Source organism: Paenibacillus sp. OV219 (genome assembly GCF_900110075.1).
Taxonomy (GTDB): Bacteria; Bacillota; Bacilli; order Paenibacillales; family Paenibacillaceae; genus Paenibacillus_Z.
Genome location: NZ_FOCJ01000004.1, coordinates 111,445 through 129,010, shown reverse-complemented (window position 1 = coordinate 129,010; position 17,566 = coordinate 111,445). Strand labels below are relative to the sequence as shown.

Sequence of the window (17,566 nt, the reverse complement as noted above, 5' to 3'; positions counted from 1 at the left end):
AACGATCATCATGGGGGAGATTACATGTCTGAGAGCACGAACCGCAAAGTGCTGCTTGTCGACGGGATGGCCATATTGTTCCGCGCATTCTATGCAACATCCTATACCGGTTACATTCGCAAGACGAAGGCAGGACTGCCAACGAACGCGGTCTATGGCTTTATCCAATATTTCTTTGACGCGATCAACACATTCAAACCGACACATGTCATTTGCTGCTGGGATATGGGAAGCAAGACGTTCCGCACCGAACAGTTCGCTGATTACAAGGGCAATCGGGGAGAAGCGCCAGAGGAGCTTATTCCGCAGTTCGATCTCGTGAAAGACGTTGTCGAATCGATGGGCATACAGAATATCGGTATCGTCGGCTTTGAAGCAGACGACTGTCTCGGCACGCTCGCAACACAGCTGAGCTCGGAGTCGGAAGTTTACATCCTAACAGGTGACCATGATATGCTTCAACTCGTCAGCGAGACGGTGAAGGTGGTCATCATGAAGAAGGGCAAGCTGAATTACGCGGTCTACGATCCGGCGGTTCTGCTCGAAGAGAGGCAGCTGACTCCGACGCAAGTTATTGATCTGAAGGGCTTTATGGGCGATACGAGCGATAATTACCCAGGCGTCAAAGGCATTGGTGAGAAAACAGCGCTCAAGCTCATTTTGGAATACCAGTCAATCGAAGGCGTACTGCTGAATCTAGATAAGCTGCCGAAGGGCGTTCGTTCCAAAATCGAGGCCGATCTCGATATGCTGCATCTGTCCCGTGACCTCGCAACGATTCGCATCAATGTGCCGGTAAGCTGCGAGCTGTCCGCCTGCAGCTGGCATATTACGAAGGAAGCTGCTGAGCAAAAGTTCGAAGAGCTTGAATTTGGCGCACTGGTTAAAATCCTCGAAGGCCATCCGTTACGTGAGATGGACCCATTCGCGACTGTTTAGCAACATAGCCACATATCAATAGAGGCCGAGACGGTTCACATCCGTTCTCGGCTTTTTACGCTGTCCATGTATTTCACAATTGACAAGAAAACGCTTCCATGCTAGTCTAACGCTGAGTATGAGGTTCCAGATTGAACCATTTTTTTCAACGTTTATGTAACCGGTACCACACAATATCTTCATTCTATCTGAATGCTGAAAGGAGTCATTTATGAAGAAGTCACCTCTTTTACATCCGAAAATTTCAAAATTGATCGCTGAGCTCGGCCATTTGGATGAGCTTGTTATTTGTGATAGCGGGTATCCGATTCCTGCGGACATGAAGCGAATTGACCTCGCGCTCACGCAAGGCGTGCCTGGATTTATCGAGACGCTGCAAGTCATTCTGAATGAGCTGTGCGTCCAAGAGTTCATCATCGCTGAGGAAATGATCGAGAAAAGTCCGGAGCTGTACCATCAAATGATTACGCTGACTGGCACGCAATTGCCGATTCACCACTTGCCTCATCAGGCATTCAAGACGCATGTGAAGCAAGGTGCGCGAGCGGTCATCCGAACAGGTGAATTTACGCCGTACGCGAATGTATCTCTCGTATGCGGAGTTGTATTCTAATGGCTACGATTCGCGACGTGGCTGCACTTGCCGGCGTTTCCGTCGCTACAGTATCCCGCTTTATTAACCGAAACGGTTACGTGAACAAGGAGACTGAACGCAAAGTCAAACAGGCCATCGAAGTGCTGAACTATCAGCCGAGCTCGATTGCCCGTGGGCTCGCAGGGAAGCGGATGGAAGTTGTCGCACTCGTCCTGCCGGATATTTCAAACCCGTTCTTCCCGGAGCTCGCTCGAGCGGTCGAAGACATTTGCCTTAGCCGAGGCTACACGCTCATTCTGTGCAACTCGGACAATGAGAGGGAGAAGGAGCTCGCCTATATTAAGTCGCTCCATCGCAACAGCGTAGCCGGGTTTATTTTTGCAACGGATTCGTTATTGCAAGAGGATCTGCAGGAGCTGCGTCAATCCGGCACACCGATTGTCGTGCTCGACCGGAGCGGCAATGCGGACAACTGCAGTATCATTCGTGCTGACAACCGAAAAGGCGGCACACTTGCGGTTCAGCATCTACTTGATAAGGGGTGCCGCAAAATCGCGCACATCTACGGGCCGCAATCTATCGTCACCGCGCGCGAGCGTCTGGAAGGTTATGAGCAAGTTGCGCAGCAGTATTCCTGGTACTCGCCATCACTGCTCATACCTGGGAACTTCCGCGTTGAGAGCGGAATCGAAGCCGTACAATCGCTTTTAGAACGCCATCCCGATGTGGACGGCATCTTCGCAGGCAACGATATGATGGCAATTGGCGCGCTGAAGGGGCTAATCCGGCGGGGCATCCGAGTACCGGAGCAAATTGCCTTGTGCGGCTTCGACGGCATCGGAATGACTCGCATGACTGAGCCAGAGCTGACAACGATTGCACAGCCGATTGCGGAGATGGGCAAGATGGCCGCTGAGATCCTAATTGGCAAGATCGAATCAAACGGCGGAGAGAATCGCTTCTACGAGCTTGACGTTCAGCTGATTGAACGCAGCTCGACTTAATCCACCTGCAAGAGCTGTAGAGCTCAAGCATCGCTCATCACGATCAGTCGGACTGATGCTAATTCAGAAGCGGGGGTCAAGCAACAGCATGCTGCAAACTGTAAAGCCATACGCTGGTATGATTATTACCGAGGACGTTATTTTTGAGCCAGGTGAATATGTGTTCAGCAATAGCAAGGGCATCGTTATCGCTGCCGACCATATTACGATTGATGGCAACGGTGCAGTTATTCGTGGCAGAGGAAAGCCCGGCAATATTCACACCTACGACGGTACAGGTGTTTCCTGCAATGGATATTGTGGTGTTACAGTTAAGAATCTAAGTGTATATGGCTTCAAGACCGGCATGAAGGTGTCGAATGGCTCAGATTGGGTTATCGACTGCAATGACTTCTCCGACAACTATACGGATCCTGATTACGGCTGGGGTGATGGAGAACCGTACGGCGCGCTGTTTCTCGAGCGTGTCTCAGCGAGCATCATCTCCCGTAATATTGGCAATCGTGTCTGGAACGGGCTTTATTTGAGATACGCAAACCGCAATAAGGTAGTCAGCAACACATTTGCCAATTGCACGAATGTTTGCTTGAAGCTATGGGGTTCTTCTGGCAACGAGATCGATAGCAACGTCATGAATTATGGCATTCGAATCGATCCGGGGGAGGTCCATGCGAGAGATTCAACCTCCGTGCTCATCGAGAGCGGATCGAATGACAACCGGATTCGGAATAACGACTTTACATACGGCGGGGATGGCGTGTTTATTCGCTCGCTGAATGGCTATGTAAGCACAGGCAACTATTTTGAAAATAACGATGCATCCTATGCGAACAACAATGCATGGGAAGTATGGGATCCAGGCAACGTGTTTGTGCGCAATAAGGGCAACCATTCCAGCTACGGCTTCTGGCTCGGAGGCTCGTGCCGTGCGGTGCTGATTGAGAACGAAGCCGCTTATAATGGTCTCCGAATCGCGAACGCACCGGAGAAATTCGGCAACGCGGGAATCGCGGTCGTGAACGGCTCGAGCAGCCATTTCACGATGCGGCGCAATCGGATTCATCACAATAAGAGCGTAGGGCTCGCGATCGGCTATAAGGAAGGCTATGAAGCGAACCATTGGATCGTCGAGCAGAACGAGATTACAGATAACGACACGTATGGTGTTTATATCAAACATGCGAAGCAGCTGTATTTTGCCGGCAACACCATAACTGGCAATGGCAGCGGAGATTTCCATCACGAAGTGAACGTCTCGCAAGTTGCCGTTTGTGTTGCGGATGGCCCGTCGCCGGTAGCTGTGGCAACACTCGCGACTGTAAGCCCGCGAGCAGGGGGCGTGGTGGAATTCGACGGATCGTACAGCCAGGATATTGACGGAGGTAGCAGCCTGACCTATCAATGGGACTTGGGGGATGGAACAAGAAGCGCGGATTCAGTAGTCGAACATATATACGCGGAGCCAGGATTTTATCGAGTGGGGCTTACGGTCATAAGCGCATTAGGCACAGTGGATCTCGATTGGATCGACCTTCATGTGCTGCCAGCTGACGAGCAAGTGAAGTACCGCTTCGATATGGTTTCGGCGGTCATAAAGGAAGCCTTTCCGAGCCGAAGCGCTCATCTTGAGCTAAATGAGCAAGAGACCGTTGATGCCGGACCTTCTGTGCAGCTGCAAGCCACATCCTCACTCGTCAAGCTGCAGTTTGATATACCGAATACAGCGGCGGATGATGCTCTAGCGTTCGGCTGTGAGCTTCACTTCTGGATCAAATTCTCGCATGAGACATGGGGAGGCTTCCCGCCGTCTGCCTTCACCGTCCGTATGAAACAAACAGACAACCGGTACGTGCAGTGGGTTGCCGCATGTCCGCTCTTCGAGTGGACGCAGATCGCTTCGGAAGCGCGAAACGGATGGTCGCATCAATGCATCCCCCTGACCCGCGAAGTGAACGGATGGATGCGGAGCATGACAGGCAATCCTGATCTGAACCAGCTGAACCTATTGGAGCTTCAGATTACATCTATCGGAGGAGACTTCACCATATCGTTCGACGAGATCGCGTTTGTACAAGAATAGATGTAAGAGGGGAAGGCGAATCTACTTGGCTAGGGTGAGCGGTAGAATCGCCTTCTTTCTTTTCTATCGACAGCGCATGGAATGTGAGGTATTGTATGTTTGATAGAAACATTTAATGTTAATAACGAACATGTTTGATGGGAGAAAATGATTCCAGGAGGATGAACGAATGGCGGCGAAGCTTCACTTGTTAAGCAATGCGCATTTGGACCCTGTATGGCAGTGGGAATGGGAGGAAGGAGCTGCGGCAGCAGTGTCGACGTTCAGAGCTGCGGCTGAATTTTGCAGGGAATATGAAGGGTATGTTTTCAATCATAATGAGGTCATTCTGTACAAATGGATTGAGGAATATGAGCCGGAGCTGTTCACGGAAATTCAGGAGCTAGTGCGGCTCGGCAAGTGGCATATCATGGGCGGATGGTATTTGCAGCCTGATTGCAATATGCCCTCTGGTGAGTCGATCGTGCGACAAATGCTGCATGGACGCGCGTATTTCGCAGAGAAGTTCGGTGCCCGGCCTACGACGGCGATTAACTTCGACTCCTTCGGACATTCCCGAGGCTTGGTGCAGCTAATGAGCCAAGCTGGCTTTGATTCTTATCTGTTCATGCGCCCGGATGATCATACGGTAGGACCTGACCGCGAATTTCGCTGGATCGGCTTCGACGGCTCCGAGATGATGGCACATCAGACTTATCAGTACAACACGCTCATGGGGCAGGCGCGCGGCGCGATTGAACAGCGTCTGGAGCTTATTGAGCATGAGGGCAAATCGCTTGGCTTAATGCTGTGGGGAGTAGGCAACCATGGCGGCGGACCTTCTCGGGTGGATTTGGACGAGATCGGCGATCTGATGGCGAATGGGAATTCGGAAGTAGAGCTTGCGCATTCAACGCCGGAGCAGTATTTTGCCGATCTGGCGGAGAATCGTGCTGAGCTGCCAACGCATGAAGGGGACTTAAATCCGCGTTTCGTCGGCTGTTATACGTCGATGATTCGGATTAAGCAGAAGCACCGCTTGCTGGAGAACGAGCTTTATTTAACGGAGAAAATGTTATCAGCCGCCGCAGTTGCAGGCAAGCTCGTATACCCTCGCGAAGATTTGAGGCAAGCGACGGAGGATTTGATGACCGCACAGTTTCATGATATTTTGCCAGGCTCGTCGGTGCAGCCTGCAGAGGATGCATCGCTGCGCTTGCTTGGACATGGCCTTGAAATCGTCTCCAGGCTGAAGGCGCGAGCTTTCTTTGCGCTTGCCTCGGGACAGCGCAAAGCGGACGATGGCGAGTATCCGATTCTGATCTACAATCCGCATCCTTATCCGGTTCGTGGCGTGTTTGCATGTGAATTTATGCTTGCTGACCAGAATTGGAAGGATGAGTTCTCCATGCCGATCGTATATCAGGATGGCAAACGGATAGAGTCGCAGCCGGAGAAAGAGCACAGCAATATTAACTTGGACTGGCGTAAACGTGTCGTCTTTGGGGCGGAGCTCGCACCATCTTCAATGAACCGGTTCGATTGCCGTATTGAGATGCTGCCAGCGAAGCCGTTGCCACAAGTTGTCGTCGAAGGCGGGGTTATTCGCTTCTCGAACGATCGAATGACTGCGGTCATTAACGCGCATACGGGACTACTCGATGCTTATACAGTTGACGGCGTCTCGTATGTGAAGGAGCGGGCGTTCCAGCCGATAGTCGTTGCAGATAATGTAGACCCTTGGCGGATGGATACGAACCGGTTCGAGCCGGACATTGGCTCGTTCCAGCTGATGGACCGCGGCGCCGGCTCTGATTTCTCCGGCTTGCGTCACGAGCTTCTGCCGTCGGTTCGCGTCATTGAGGACGGCGCAGTTCGCACGGTAATAGAAGCGATGCTCGCGTATAACGAGTCGAAGCTTGTGCTTACTTATAAGCTGGCGAAGCAGGGCACCGAGCTTGAAGTGCATGTTCGCGTCTTCTGGAACGAGAAGAATAAGCTGCTGAAGCTGTCCATTCCGACTGCAATTGGTGATACCTCGTACATCGGCCAGACGATGTATGGTGTGCAGCAGCTGGATGCGACCGGGCAAGAGGCTGTCGCGCAGAAATGGACCGCGGCTTTCTCCGGATCGGCAGGAGTAGCGCTGACACTAATCAATAATGGCACGTATGGCTCGGACTTCAAGGATGGCGCGATCCGGCCGACGCTGCTGCGCAGCCCGAGCTACACGGCGCATCCGATTATGGATCGGCCGCTCATCGTGCAGGACCGCTTCTCGCCGCGGATCGACCAAGGCGAACGCGAGTTCACCTATTGGCTGAACGGCGGCTGTGCTGACGAGCGGCTAAGTGCAGTGGACCGCGAAGCGACGCTGCATAATGAAGTGCCGTACGCGTTGTCCTTCTTCCCTTCGGGACGCGGGGAGCAGGTCGAGCCGCTCGTCGTGTTGAAGGATTCGATTGTGCAACTCGGCGCTTTCAAGCAGATGGAGCGCGGCGACGACTATGTGCTGCGACTGTTTGAGCCGACAGGCAGCGCGCGGGAGACGACAGTGGAGATCCCAATACTGGGCATTTCGAGCCGTGTCGCGCTTGCGCCGTTCGAAGTGAAGACGTTCCGCGTTTCCATAGGCGATCGGTCGATGACGGAGACGGTGCTTATGGAGGAGTAGTCTGACCGCCAGCGTGAGCGAACGTGCTAAAGAGGAGAGACCAGAAACAGTGCTTCTGGTCTCTTTTTTATGCCGAATACTTCAATTCATCTGCTTAGTCGCGCGCTTCCTCTGGGCTATGGTTCCAAGGTCAAACCGTCACCGCGCCTGGAAGATCGCTCAGTAATACGCTTTTGTTCGGTCAGCAGTTGAAGTGGTAATAGAAAAACCGTTTGGCAAATGCCAAACGGTCAGGGTAGTGATGAATCCTTACTATTTGGCAAATGCCAAACGGTTTTCTTTTTCACACAGCAAGGTCTATATCACGGTTCATCCATTGCATCCGGGTAAGCATCTTCACCGGGATAATCACGATCTATACCTGCATGCAGCTCATGATTTTCATAATCGAACCGATTCGGTGAGCGCTGCTCGATCCGCCAAGGTCTGTTCGTACTAAGTGACTCCGCGAGGATCCGATTAGAACCGTATGGGCCATCGGGAAACTCTTCGGCGGCAAGATCATTGCGCTGGGATTCGACCGTTTTCAAGTCAGCATAGGGCTGGCGATTATCTTTAAACATGGGTACCTCCTGATGGCGGCTAATGGTGTACCGTCACAGTGTACCCGGGATTAGTCGGTAAAATTCACCGTTCCAACCACTAATTCTAAAAACTGGCGAAGATCCGTTGCTTCTTCCTCTGTTAGCTTGAAAGTGAATTCCAGGTAGCCTTCCTCGTCCAGGTCATCTTGACCGACAATTGCGGTACGGCCGCCCTGCAAATCAATGATGAGCTTCTTGCCGTAGAATCGGTTCGTCGATGTGATCGCAAGATCGAATCGCTTCAGGTTCGGCGTGATGAACGTGACGAAGCGGGTCGAAGTGTCTTCCGTAGTATCGGACATAAAATCATAATCATTCATTTGCATCAAACTTCGCTCCTCTTCTATTCTCGCTCTATCATAGCATCACTCTTCGGAATGGGGCAACGACATGAATAGGTACCTTTTGGCAAAATTGGATATTGCCTTGCATGTGCTGCTGTGCTATGATGTGAGCAATCAAATCGTTGAACGTGAGGAAGCACCTCTTTCGCCAGTTTATTGGCGTTAGGGGTGCTTTTTTTTTGTTGTGCGGCGACCTGCCGTGCGATACACCTTACGCGACCCGACAAGATACTAACATAATACGGAGGTGTGCCTGCATGCAGGTCGTATTTTTGAACACGTTTGAGAAAGTTGGAACAGATCGTGGGGTAGAGCAAGCGCAGTTGTCTATCTGTGAGCAAAATGGTGTTTGGTCCGTCATTTGGACAGGGTCGGCTCCTGAGGAGCAATCGGTCTGGTTCGAGGGGGGATCATGGGAGGAGATGATTACGGCATTTCGTCACGGCGTTGCAGTTCGTATGGGAAAAGGATATACGCCAATCATTGACGGCATGCTCGAGGATCGCCGAAGCTTGGATGATAATGGCAGTCTCTATTCAATGATTCAGTGCTATGGCGAGACGAATCAGAATGAAGCGATCTTCGAAGCGCTGCGGGAATGGCGCAGGCGGGCAGCGGTTGCAGCCAAGAAATCCGCTTATCTTGTGGCCACGAACCGGATGCTCTGGATGATCAGCAGTTATGTTCCGCAGCAAGCGGAGGAGCTACTGCAAATTCCAGGCTGGGGTGAAACTCGGCAGGCGGCATACGGTGAGGAAGTACTGGCCATTACGCAGAAATTCGAGCGCCAGACGCATTTTCCGCTAGATTGGGTGGCAGAAGCGCTGGACCCAAAGCAGTATACGGGTTGGATCTACAAGCAGAAGGAGAACAAGTATAAGACTCTGATGGACCGTCAGCACCAGAAGCGCGCATTGCTTCAGGCTATTGCTGAAGGCAAAACGATTGAGGAACTGCTAGCCGAGGTGGAGCTGCCCAGAAGGGACCTCATGGATCGGATTGAGAAGCTGGAGACAGAGGGCTATGATATGGAACCGTTGATTGAGAGAGAGCTGAGCCAAATCCCTCCAGTGGAGCAACAGCAATTGTGGGATGCGCTGCTCACGATTGGGGACCGTTATTTGAAGCCTGTGCTTCATCAGGTTTATGGCGAAGAAACGATGCAGGGAAGGGGCAAACCGATCGACCTGCTCTATGATCGGCTGCGGCTCCTGCGGTTGCGTTACCGCCGCACGAAGAGTAACCAAGTATCATAGCGATAACGACGACGGCCAGATCGGGTCTTCGTATTGAATGGTGGCCATGCTCTCACAAGGCAGCCCCGTTTCGTAGGATCGATTACCGATCAGCTGGACTGCCTCTTCTCGCAGCTGATTGCGGGAAGGGGCTTCACGGCTTGGTTCCGGCTGCGAGGAATCGTCAGCCCGAAGCCAAAGAAGGACGGCGCGCACGACCGGAAGTGCTTCTTCCATGGCGATGTCCCACAAATCCCAGACACCCTCCGTATGTAAAGTTTTCCCATCAGTCGGATCGAGCCATGGACGATTACTTTCGTTCAATATATCAAGCGTCGGGAGCTCGCGCTTAAAGACGAACGGATTGATCTGACCGAATGTGAACAGGCGTTTAAGGCCTGTAGGATCGTAAAATAGCTTTTGTGCCGCGATCATGTCACGCATTGCAGCACGCCAATCTTCACGCCTTATTCGCGTCGCGAGCGCAGGATAATGAACGGCTGCGATTTGTTCGAACGCATTCACAATTAATGTTGGCAGATCTCCACGAATATCAATTTCTTTCCAAACCTCGGTTTGCCACGTTTCTACACCAAGCAGCTTCTGCACGATCAAGGTGTCCATCATGATTTCGAACCGTTGGTGATCCCATTTGCGTGAGCCAGAGCGGCTGAACACATACGGATGCATCACGCGGTCCAGCAGATGATGCAGCAGGAAGCCAAGCGCATAGACGAGAGCAGGTTCCTGTTTCGATCGTGGCGCTGCTTGTCCTTCGAGTGTATCCAGCATATCCATAATGACTTCCCCGCAGTGATGCTGATGCATCTCCGATCCTAATAAGCTCATGCGGGTATCTTTCTTCCATGGCAGGAAGTTGTGGTAGAACAGAAAGTCAGGACCTTGACAGCCCATATTAAACATTCGTTCAAGGTGCGGAGCTGCGATTAAATTCGCTTCTCCAAGCTCCTGCAGGCACTTCTGCCCGAATAAGAAATGCGTCCAAATATTCGGCACGTCAATCCTCCTAAGGACTCTTTTGTTCACGATCTACTTTAAAAGTTTAAAATATTGACCGAATTGAGTAGTATACTTGACCTAGCATATCTTGTATAATCAGTTGTAACGAAGAAAGCAATCGAATTAAGTCGAAAAGGGGCGCTACACCCGATGCAGGCCGAATATATTAATCCCTTTCTAGAGTCCGCTAAGATTGTTATAGAGCAATTAATTCAAATCAAACCTTCAACTGGAAAGCTCGGCGTAAAGGAAGTTAAATTTGTCGAAAACTACATATGGATTCAAATCGGCATTAACGGTCAAATGAATGGCGATATCGTATTTGGCCTAAGCGAGGAAGTAGCGCTCAAGATGGTATCCGCAATGATGGGCGGCTACGAAATTTCTGAAATGGATGAAATGGGCAAGAGTGCCATTTCCGAGCTTGGCAACATGATCAGCGGCAATGCCAGCACGATGCTATTTAACCAAGGCGTACGGGTCGACATTACACCTCCGAAGGTGCTTCACTCCGCACAATCCGCCGGAATCAACCCATCCAAGGCGTTAACGATACCGCTCATTATGGAAGGCATTGGCCAGTTTGATATTCAAGTACTAATTGCATCGTAACACGAGTCAAGCTCCTGTAGGAGCTTTTTTTCGTATTCGGGCATATTTTGCCTATTTGCACCCATTGCAGTAAACTGAAAGCTAGGTGATTCGATTGTTGCATGGGAAAATTGTACTGGTTACCGGCGCGGCGAGTGGCATCGGCGCAGAAACGGCCCGACTGCTTGCTGCTTCAGGCGCAGTTCCAATTATAACTGGGCGTAAGCCGGACAAGCTCGAGCAGATGGCGTCTTCTATTAGAGGTACGTATGGCTGCTACAAGCTGGATGTAACGAATTATGATGAAATCGTTCTGGTTATGAATCAGGTGGTCCAGGATTTCGGAAAAATTGATGTGCTGCTGAACAATGCCGGCTATGGTGTGTTTGAACATTTTGCAGATGCTCCGATTGAGCGTTTCGCCGAAATGATGGATACGAATTATATGGGTATCGTTCGCTGCAGCAAAGCAGTGCTGCCGATTATGCAGAAGCAGGGTGGCGGCCATATTATTAATGTCGCTTCTATGGCAGGCAAGCTGAGCACAGTGAAGTCATCGGGCTATGCGGCAACGAAACATGCCGTTCTTGGCTTGACCAATGCGATGCGGGCGGAGCTGGCACCGATGAATATCGCAGTATCGGCGATTAATCCAGGACCGATAGATACGCCTTTCCTACATACGGCTGACCCAGAGGGTACGTATGCGAACAATGTTCGCGGATACATGCTGACGCCTGAACGGGTAGCCGGAGCGATTGTACAAATGATAAAGCGCAGGACGCCGGAGGTGGATTTGCCCTTGTCGGCTTCTGTAGGAATAAAGCTTTACGGGTTGTTTCCAAGGCTTGCGGATCGGATTGCAGGCCGCTGGTTAAACCGCAAATAGGACGCTGAAACATGAGGAGATTTGATAAGAGTGACATGGGAAACATTGAAGCTGCAGCCGCAGCTGATCGAAACGTTGAAAAATAACCAGATTGATTCGCCGACCCCGGTTCAGGCGGCTACGATTCCAGTACTAATGGAAGGTCATGATGTGTCCGCGAAGTCGCAGACGGGTACGGGCAAAACATTAGCTTACATGCTGCCTGCACTTGAGCGTGTGGATATAACTAACCAGGCCGTGCAGGTAATGGTGCTCGCTCCGACGCAGGAGCTGGCGATGCAAATCTTTCGAGTTGCCGAAATTTACGGCGAACCAATCGGAGTAAAGACGCAGCAGCTGATCGGCGGCGCGTCGATGCAGCGGCAGGTGGAGAAGCTGCGGCTGCATCCGCATGTCGTCGTTGGTACGCCAGGTCGCATTCACGAGCTTGTGAACTCCGGCAAGCTGAAGCTTCACCAAATCCGGCTCGTCATTATCGACGAGGCGGATCAGGTGTTTAACCTCGGCTCCACGACAGAAGTGGAAAATCTGCTGCGAGGGATGTTGCGAGATCGTCAGATCGCTTTCTTCTCCGCGACGCGTCCGCAAGCGATGGCGGAAGTGGAAGAGCGGTGGATGCGTGATCCGCAGCGAGTTGATGTGTCGCCGGATCAGCAGGCGGGCAAACAGGTTCTGCATTATTTTGTCGTAAGCGAGCGGCGCGACAAGGTGGATATGGCAAGAAAGCTTATTCGGATGCTGAAGCCGAAATCTGCGTTGTTGTTCATTAACGAAACCGATGAGATCGCGAATTATGAAGCGAAGCTAAGCTATGAGGGCTTCACCGTTGAAACGCTATATGGCGATGCAGACAAGCAGCGGCGTGCTGCGACGCTAGCACGGTTCCGCGATGGACGCTGCCAGCTGTTAGTGGCAACGGATGTTGCTGCACGCGGGCTTGATATCGTCGATTTGCCGCTCGTTGTGCATCTTGATCCGGCACTCGATGCGGATCATTATGTGCACCGTTCCGGCCGTACAGGGCGGATGGGCAAAGCAGGCACGGTTATTTCCATTGTGACGCGCAATCAGCTGTTCATTATGGATAAATTCCGCAAGCAGCTTGGAATCGACCTGCAGGAGAAGACATTGTACGCTGGGAAGCTGTGGAATCCCGGCGAAGAGCAGCAAGGCCGCGATTTTGGCCGCGGCGATGGCGCGCGTAGGCCGGGCAGCGGCAGCGATCGCCCGGCGGCGGCTCGCGCTGCGGCGCCAGCGAGTTCGCGCAGCGGCGGCGCGGCGCGCGTTGGCGGCGGAGCGGAAGGTACGAGCGGAAGCGCGGCACGCTTTGGCGCTAAGAGCGCCGGCGGCGCAGGCAGCAGCGAAGGCGCTCGCGGTAGCAGCAAGCCGAGCAGCGCTGGCGCGGGCAGTGAAGGTGCGCGTGCTGGCGGCAGGCCGAGCAGCGGAGGCGCTGGAGCGGCGAAGCCGACAAAGTCGAAGCGCGAGCAGGAACGCGAGCGCAAGAACAAAGGCGCGCCGAAGTGGCTGAAAGCGAAGAAGCAGGGCGAGCAGCAGTAACTGCAAGCAAAAAGGCCGAGAGTGCGAGTATGCGCTCTCGGCCTTTTTAGCTATACGTTCTTGGTGGGAAAGGTATTGAAGGGGCGGAAGTAGCGGCTGAGAGTCGGGTTTTGCTACTCGCGAAATCCAAGCTCCCGCGCCGCCGAGAGAACACATACGATCTCTCAGCGACCAAATCGCGTAACAAACAGGCTGAGAGAACACATATGATCTCTCAGCCTTCTTTTATCGCGAAATCCAAGCTCCCGCGCCGCCGAGAGAACACATACGATCTCTCAGCCTTCTTTTATCGCGAAACCCGCACTCTCACCCTGATTTCATTATCCCATCAAACTGCTGCTCCGTCATGCCCAGCACCTGCATGAAATAAGCACGAAAACCATTCCCCTTCGGTTCCATTGCCCAGTAAACCTTGCCGTCCATTTTTACCTGTTGGCAGCCTGTCGCAGTGATTATTGCTTCCTGATTCCTGCCGTCGATGTTTTTGAATGTCAGCATATAGCTAACTCCAATATCCATGGGACAATGCACAATTTCCTTTGGGAATGACGGCAACTGCTTGATCCGATCCATAAGTTTATCGATTTCTTCGGCATCTGAGATGACAGCATGAAACGGCGCATCAGCCAAATTATGCAGCGGATCAGTACGATCAACGATCAATAGCGGCTTTTGCGCTTGCGGATCCCCCGAGGAACATGAAGCTAAGAACGCAGCAAGGGTGCATAGAGCGAGCATGATTTTATTCATAATAACCTCCGTGGCTCAATCGCTTGGAATGGTATCTTTTCCTAGACGGATTTGAACTGCAAAGGTTGCAAAGTGTCCCTTGTTGCCTCCGATTACAGCGGAATCCCCTGCTGCAGTGCGCGATATTCCTGCGGCGAAATGCCTTCCTTGCTCTTGAATGTGCGGCTGAAGTGCGCGCCGTCGTAGAAGCCTGTCGCATGCGCGATCGTTGTGATCGGCATCGCAGTCGTTTCGAGCAGCCGCTTGGCGTGTTCGACGCGGATTGCCGTAATGTAGTTGCCGATGGTAACGCCGGTTTCCTGCTTGAAGCGGTGATTGAGGTAGCGCTCATTAAGCGAATAACGTGCCGCCACATCGGCGAGTTTAATCTTCTGCTCAGAGCGACATAGCTCGTGCAGATCATTAATAACGGCGTGAATGAGCCGTTCATGCGCGCTTCGCCCGGTTTGCACGATGCCGTGATAGATCCGGACAAGCACATGCAAAAAATGCTGCTTCACTAGCACGGAATCATGCCGTCCGAAGCTGAGATCCGACATAATGGAGCGAAAATCCTGCTGCAGCCCTTGCAGCTGAAGAGGCTTCGTATCAAGCTCTAGCTGAGTAAACAGATCACGGATCGCCCCTGCAAGCTCCGGCTTATCCGCATAGAAGCCGATATAGTAAAGCTGGAAGTCGCCGTCCGAGCATGAACTGTTGCGAAGCGTGTCCCGTACAAACAGCAGGTCGCCCTGCCTGACATCGACCATATGCCGGTCCTGCTGCAAGCGAATACTGCCGCTAACCAAATAAGTGAACTCAAACATACGCCCAGGCCCGTTCCAGCCGCGCTTCTCCCAGAAGCCGCAAGAGTGAATACGGATATGGCTCCAATTGGTGTCTGCCAGCTGAATCAATGCTTCAAGCTTTGGAAGAAGAAGGCTGTCTCCCATATTCTCATCCTCCAATCATCTTACAATTATACAAATGGATTCATTCTTTTACAATCAACATCAAGCTATACGCGATATAGTGAATGCAAGGATATACAAACACAAGGTGAAGGAGCGAGAAAAACTTATGTTGAATAGCATGACGCAAGAGCAAGAGAAAGCAGCACAGGAATTTTACGAGGAGAATGGATATTGGGTGAGCGATATTGTGTTTACGCCGGAGGAAGTTGCCGAAATGCGTGCAGCACATGACCGTATCTGGGTACTCGATTATGACGGTGACGGATTCCCGCTCTGGGAGTGGAAACCGGACGACAAGCCAGGACGCCTTCGCAAAGTCGATAACGCTTGGTGGATTAACGATGTCGTGAAGAACGCGGTTACGAGTCCGAAGCTTGGCAAGCTGGCAGCGAACCTGATGAACTCCGAAGAGGCACGCCTCTGGTACGATCAAGTGATCTATAAGCCGGGTACAGGCAAAGGCGAGCAAACGACGGCCGGTAATGTAGGTTGGCACCAAGACTATACGTACTGGCAGTGTACAGATACGACGAACCTCGTTACCGCTTGGGTAGCGCTGCAAGATACGGATTTGAACAATGGCTGCATGTCGGTTATTCCTGGCTCGCACAAGTGGGGGCTGTTGAACTCGGACGGTTTCTTCAACGAGGAATTGGAAGCAGTGAAGAAACAAATGGAGGTAGAAGCGAAGCCATGGCGTGAAGAGCCGCTCATTCTGAAAGCAGGACAAGTGAGCTTCCACCATTCGCTTACGATTCACGGATCACGTCAGAATTTCTCCAATGATCCGCGTCTGTGCGTCGTTGGCCATTATTTCCCTAAGAACATGGCTTACGAGAAGAAACAGAACGTCGATAATATCCGTCTGCTCGGTCCTCGTCCGAAACAAGGCGACCTATTCAACAATGAATATTTCCCACTAGCTTACTCGGCTTCCGAGCAGCTGTAATACGCTTTCTAGCTGGCTTTTGACCGGTTTTTCGGTGAATGGAATTTGCATATTTTGACGAATGAAATCGTTTTATTTTGGTGAAGACCCCCTGAAAAAGGTTGCTGCTCCCCGAACGATATGAGCGAAAGTAAAAAAGCGGCAACGACCGCATTCGCGAGGAGAGTGGCAACACCATGAAGAAGGCCATTTTGAAAAAGGCAGCAATTACGTCCGTGGCGTTACTAACCCTGGCAGGAGGCGCAGGAAGCGCTTTTGCTAACGGTAACGACAAACATGATGACAAGAAAGATAAAAATAAACACGAGATCAACCTTCAGTTCAAGGACGAGAAGGATCTGAAATGGGCGCTTGAATACATCATCCGCCTTGCATCCAAAGGTGTATTCAACGGTTACGAAGACGGTACGTTCAAGCCGCAACAGAAGATTACGCGCATTGAATCCATCGTTGCAGCTGTTCGTCTGATGGGGCTGAAGGATCAAGCGGAATCGCAAGCGGAGATGAGCACGAAGCTCAACTTCAAGGACGCTGATCAGCTTGTGAAGAGGTATCCTTGGGCAGTTGGCTATGTAGCAGTCGCGCTTGAGAAGGATCTGTTCACAGAGACGGATACGATTATCCAAGCGGACAAGCCTGCAAGCCGTCTGTTCGCAGCAACGCTTCTCGTGAAGGCGATGGGTCTTGATGCAGAAGCGAAGGCAAAAGTGAACTCCCACCTCGACTTCAAAGATGCGGACAAAATTCCGGCAGGCTCCGTTGGTTATGTTGCCGTTGCAATCGAGAAGGGTCTGATCACTGGTTACGAGGATGGCACATTCCGTCCGAACCAACAGGTTTCTCGCGCTGAGCTGGCTGCCTTGCTTGGCCGTACGGATGAGCAGCTGCCGGAGAATGATAATGATGCAACAGCAATTACAGGCAAGCTGAAAGCAGCAGCTTCTAATGGCTCCATCGTTGTTGTAAAGTCAGACAATAAAGAAGTCGCGTTGACACTTGACCCGAACGTCTTTATCTTCCGTGATAACGTGAAGGTAGCGGCAACTGCGCTGAAAGCTGGCGATGAAGTGCTTGTGCGCACATACAACAACAAAGTCGTGTTCGTAGAAGTAACGAAGCTGGCAGCTCAGCAGCCTGTAGTTGTAATGCAAGCAGGTCTATTCAATTCCTTCTCGCTGAACGCGCAAGGCAGAGTCGCAACGGTATCGATTACGCAAACGGTTAATGGCACAACTACAGCTCTCGTACTGAATGTTGCTCCTGACGTTGCCTTTGTTGGAGATACTTCCTTGCTTGTGAACGGCCATGCGGTTGAGCTTGTCGTCATTAATAACATCGTAACTTCTATTAAAGTGCTGGCTTAGTCTCAGACTATGCACGCCTGAAAACCTCGCGCTCTGCTGGAATAGCAGGCGTGAGGTTT

16 protein-coding genes are annotated in these 17,566 nt (G+C 51.8%); 11 read left to right on the top strand and 5 right to left on the bottom strand.

What is annotated here, in order from left to right; genetic code table 11:
• Nucleotides 1-24 precede the first annotated feature (24 nt).
• The 5 genes from BMY11_RS12390 (at nucleotide 25) to BMY11_RS12370 (ending at nucleotide 7,271) form a co-directional block, all read left to right on the top strand.
• Nucleotides 25-939 (top strand): 5'-3' exonuclease, encoded by a 915-nt coding sequence (locus BMY11_RS12390; RefSeq protein WP_090576009.1) that lies wholly within the window; start codon nucleotides 25-27, stop codon nucleotides 937-939.
• Nucleotides 940-1,150: 211 nt separating this feature from the next.
• Nucleotides 1,151-1,552, top strand: coding sequence for a D-ribose pyranase (rbsD, locus tag BMY11_RS12385; RefSeq protein WP_090576006.1), 402 nt, complete (start codon nucleotides 1,151-1,153; stop codon nucleotides 1,550-1,552).
• Entirely contained in the window at nucleotides 1,552-2,538 is a 987-nt protein-coding gene (locus BMY11_RS12380; protein ID WP_090576003.1) for a LacI family DNA-binding transcriptional regulator, read from the top strand. The genes rbsD and BMY11_RS12380 overlap by 1 nt, the downstream gene beginning before the upstream one ends.
• Nucleotides 2,539-2,626: 88 nt before the next feature.
• A complete protein-coding gene (locus BMY11_RS12375) occupies nucleotides 2,627-4,618 on the top strand; it encodes a right-handed parallel beta-helix repeat-containing protein (protein ID WP_177182612.1) in 1,992 nt (663 codons plus the stop codon).
• Between the two features lie 169 nt (nucleotides 4,619-4,787).
• Nucleotides 4,788-7,271 (top strand): glycoside hydrolase family 38 N-terminal domain-containing protein, encoded by a 2,484-nt coding sequence (locus tag BMY11_RS12370; protein ID WP_090575996.1) that lies wholly within the window; start codon nucleotides 4,788-4,790, stop codon nucleotides 7,269-7,271.
• A gap of 302 nt (nucleotides 7,272-7,573) precedes the next feature.
• Here the strand turns inward: BMY11_RS12370 and BMY11_RS12365 are convergent, their stop codons facing one another.
• Both BMY11_RS12365 and BMY11_RS12360 read right to left on the bottom strand, forming a co-directional pair.
• Entirely contained in the window at nucleotides 7,574-7,834 is a 261-nt protein-coding gene (locus tag BMY11_RS12365) for a hypothetical protein (RefSeq protein ID WP_090575993.1), read from the bottom strand.
• A 50-nt stretch (nucleotides 7,835-7,884) separates the two neighbouring features.
• A complete protein-coding gene (locus BMY11_RS12360; protein ID WP_177182611.1) occupies nucleotides 7,885-8,181 on the bottom strand; it encodes a DUF3055 domain-containing protein in 297 nt (98 codons plus the stop codon).
• Nucleotides 8,182-8,456: 275 nt separating this feature from the next.
• On the opposite strand from BMY11_RS12360, the gene BMY11_RS12355 reads away from it, so the two are divergent.
• Nucleotides 8,457-9,455, top strand: a complete 999-nt coding sequence (locus BMY11_RS12355; RefSeq protein WP_090575990.1) for an HRDC domain-containing protein — start codon at nucleotides 8,457-8,459, stop codon at nucleotides 9,453-9,455.
• Here BMY11_RS12355 and BMY11_RS12350 read toward each other — a convergent pair.
• Nucleotides 9,450-10,451, bottom strand: coding sequence for a zinc dependent phospholipase C family protein (locus tag BMY11_RS12350; protein ID WP_090575988.1), 1,002 nt, complete (start codon nucleotides 10,449-10,451; stop codon nucleotides 9,450-9,452). The two genes, BMY11_RS12355 and BMY11_RS12350, sit on opposite strands and share 6 nt — an antisense overlap.
• 153 nt (nucleotides 10,452-10,604) lie before the next feature.
• Between BMY11_RS12350 and BMY11_RS12345 the strand changes: the two genes are divergently transcribed.
• The 3 genes from BMY11_RS12345 (at nucleotide 10,605) to BMY11_RS12335 (ending at nucleotide 13,491) form a co-directional block, all read left to right on the top strand.
• A complete protein-coding gene (locus tag BMY11_RS12345; RefSeq protein ID WP_090575985.1) occupies nucleotides 10,605-11,066 on the top strand; it encodes a chemotaxis protein CheX in 462 nt (153 codons plus the stop codon).
• Nucleotides 11,067-11,160: 94 nt separating this feature from the next.
• Complete coding sequence (locus BMY11_RS12340; RefSeq protein ID WP_090575982.1) at nucleotides 11,161-11,934, top strand: SDR family NAD(P)-dependent oxidoreductase; 774 nt, start codon at nucleotides 11,161-11,163, stop codon at nucleotides 11,932-11,934.
• 30 nt (nucleotides 11,935-11,964) lie between these two features.
• Nucleotides 11,965-13,491, top strand: coding sequence for a DEAD/DEAH box helicase (locus BMY11_RS12335; protein ID WP_256217432.1), 1,527 nt, complete (start codon nucleotides 11,965-11,967; stop codon nucleotides 13,489-13,491).
• Nucleotides 13,492-13,797: 306 nt separating this feature from the next.
• On the opposite strand, the gene BMY11_RS12330 is transcribed toward BMY11_RS12335, so the two are convergent.
• Both BMY11_RS12330 and BMY11_RS12325 read right to left on the bottom strand, forming a co-directional pair.
• Nucleotides 13,798-14,241, bottom strand: a complete 444-nt coding sequence (locus tag BMY11_RS12330) for a hypothetical protein (RefSeq protein WP_090575980.1) — start codon at nucleotides 14,239-14,241, stop codon at nucleotides 13,798-13,800.
• A 92-nt stretch (nucleotides 14,242-14,333) separates the two neighbouring features.
• The gene (locus tag BMY11_RS12325) at nucleotides 14,334-15,173 is read right to left on the bottom strand and encodes a helix-turn-helix transcriptional regulator (RefSeq protein WP_090575977.1); all 840 of its coding nucleotides are present in this window, start codon (nucleotides 15,171-15,173) and stop codon (nucleotides 14,334-14,336) included.
• A gap of 127 nt (nucleotides 15,174-15,300) precedes the next feature.
• Between BMY11_RS12325 and BMY11_RS12320 the strand changes: the two genes are divergently transcribed.
• Together BMY11_RS12320 and BMY11_RS12315 are read left to right on the top strand one after the other, a co-directional pair.
• Nucleotides 15,301-16,143 (top strand): phytanoyl-CoA dioxygenase family protein, encoded by an 843-nt coding sequence (locus tag BMY11_RS12320; protein WP_256217431.1) that lies wholly within the window; start codon nucleotides 15,301-15,303, stop codon nucleotides 16,141-16,143.
• A gap of 176 nt (nucleotides 16,144-16,319) precedes the next feature.
• The gene (locus BMY11_RS12315; RefSeq protein WP_090575974.1) at nucleotides 16,320-17,507 is read left to right on the top strand and encodes an S-layer homology domain-containing protein; all 1,188 of its coding nucleotides are present in this window, start codon (nucleotides 16,320-16,322) and stop codon (nucleotides 17,505-17,507) included.
• Nucleotides 17,508-17,566 lie beyond the last annotated feature (59 nt).

Coding starts and splice junctions, on each gene's coding strand:
- BMY11_RS12315 (WP_090575974.1), top strand. CDS start 16,320: ATGAAGAAGGCCATTTTGAAAAAGGCAGCAATTACGTCCGTGGCGTTA.
- BMY11_RS12370 (WP_090575996.1), top strand. CDS start 4,788: ATGGCGGCGAAGCTTCACTTGTTAAGCAATGCGCATTTGGACCCTGTA.
- BMY11_RS12345 (WP_090575985.1), top strand. CDS start 10,605: ATGCAGGCCGAATATATTAATCCCTTTCTAGAGTCCGCTAAGATTGTT.
- BMY11_RS12365 (WP_090575993.1), bottom strand. CDS start 7,834: ATGTTTAAAGATAATCGCCAGCCCTATGCTGACTTGAAAACGGTCGAA.
- BMY11_RS12375 (WP_177182612.1), top strand. CDS start 2,627: ATGCTGCAAACTGTAAAGCCATACGCTGGTATGATTATTACCGAGGAC.
- BMY11_RS12360 (WP_177182611.1), bottom strand. CDS start 8,181: ATGCAAATGAATGATTATGATTTTATGTCCGATACTACGGAAGACACT.
- BMY11_RS12380 (WP_090576003.1), top strand. CDS start 1,552: ATGGCTACGATTCGCGACGTGGCTGCACTTGCCGGCGTTTCCGTCGCT.
- BMY11_RS12355 (WP_090575990.1), top strand. CDS start 8,457: ATGCAGGTCGTATTTTTGAACACGTTTGAGAAAGTTGGAACAGATCGT.
- BMY11_RS12330 (WP_090575980.1), bottom strand. CDS start 14,241: ATGAATAAAATCATGCTCGCTCTATGCACCCTTGCTGCGTTCTTAGCT.
- BMY11_RS12390 (WP_090576009.1), top strand. CDS start 25: ATGTCTGAGAGCACGAACCGCAAAGTGCTGCTTGTCGACGGGATGGCC.
- BMY11_RS12320 (WP_256217431.1), top strand. CDS start 15,301: ATGTTGAATAGCATGACGCAAGAGCAAGAGAAAGCAGCACAGGAATTT.
- rbsD (WP_090576006.1), top strand. CDS start 1,151: ATGAAGAAGTCACCTCTTTTACATCCGAAAATTTCAAAATTGATCGCT.
- BMY11_RS12325 (WP_090575977.1), bottom strand. CDS start 15,173: ATGGGAGACAGCCTTCTTCTTCCAAAGCTTGAAGCATTGATTCAGCTG.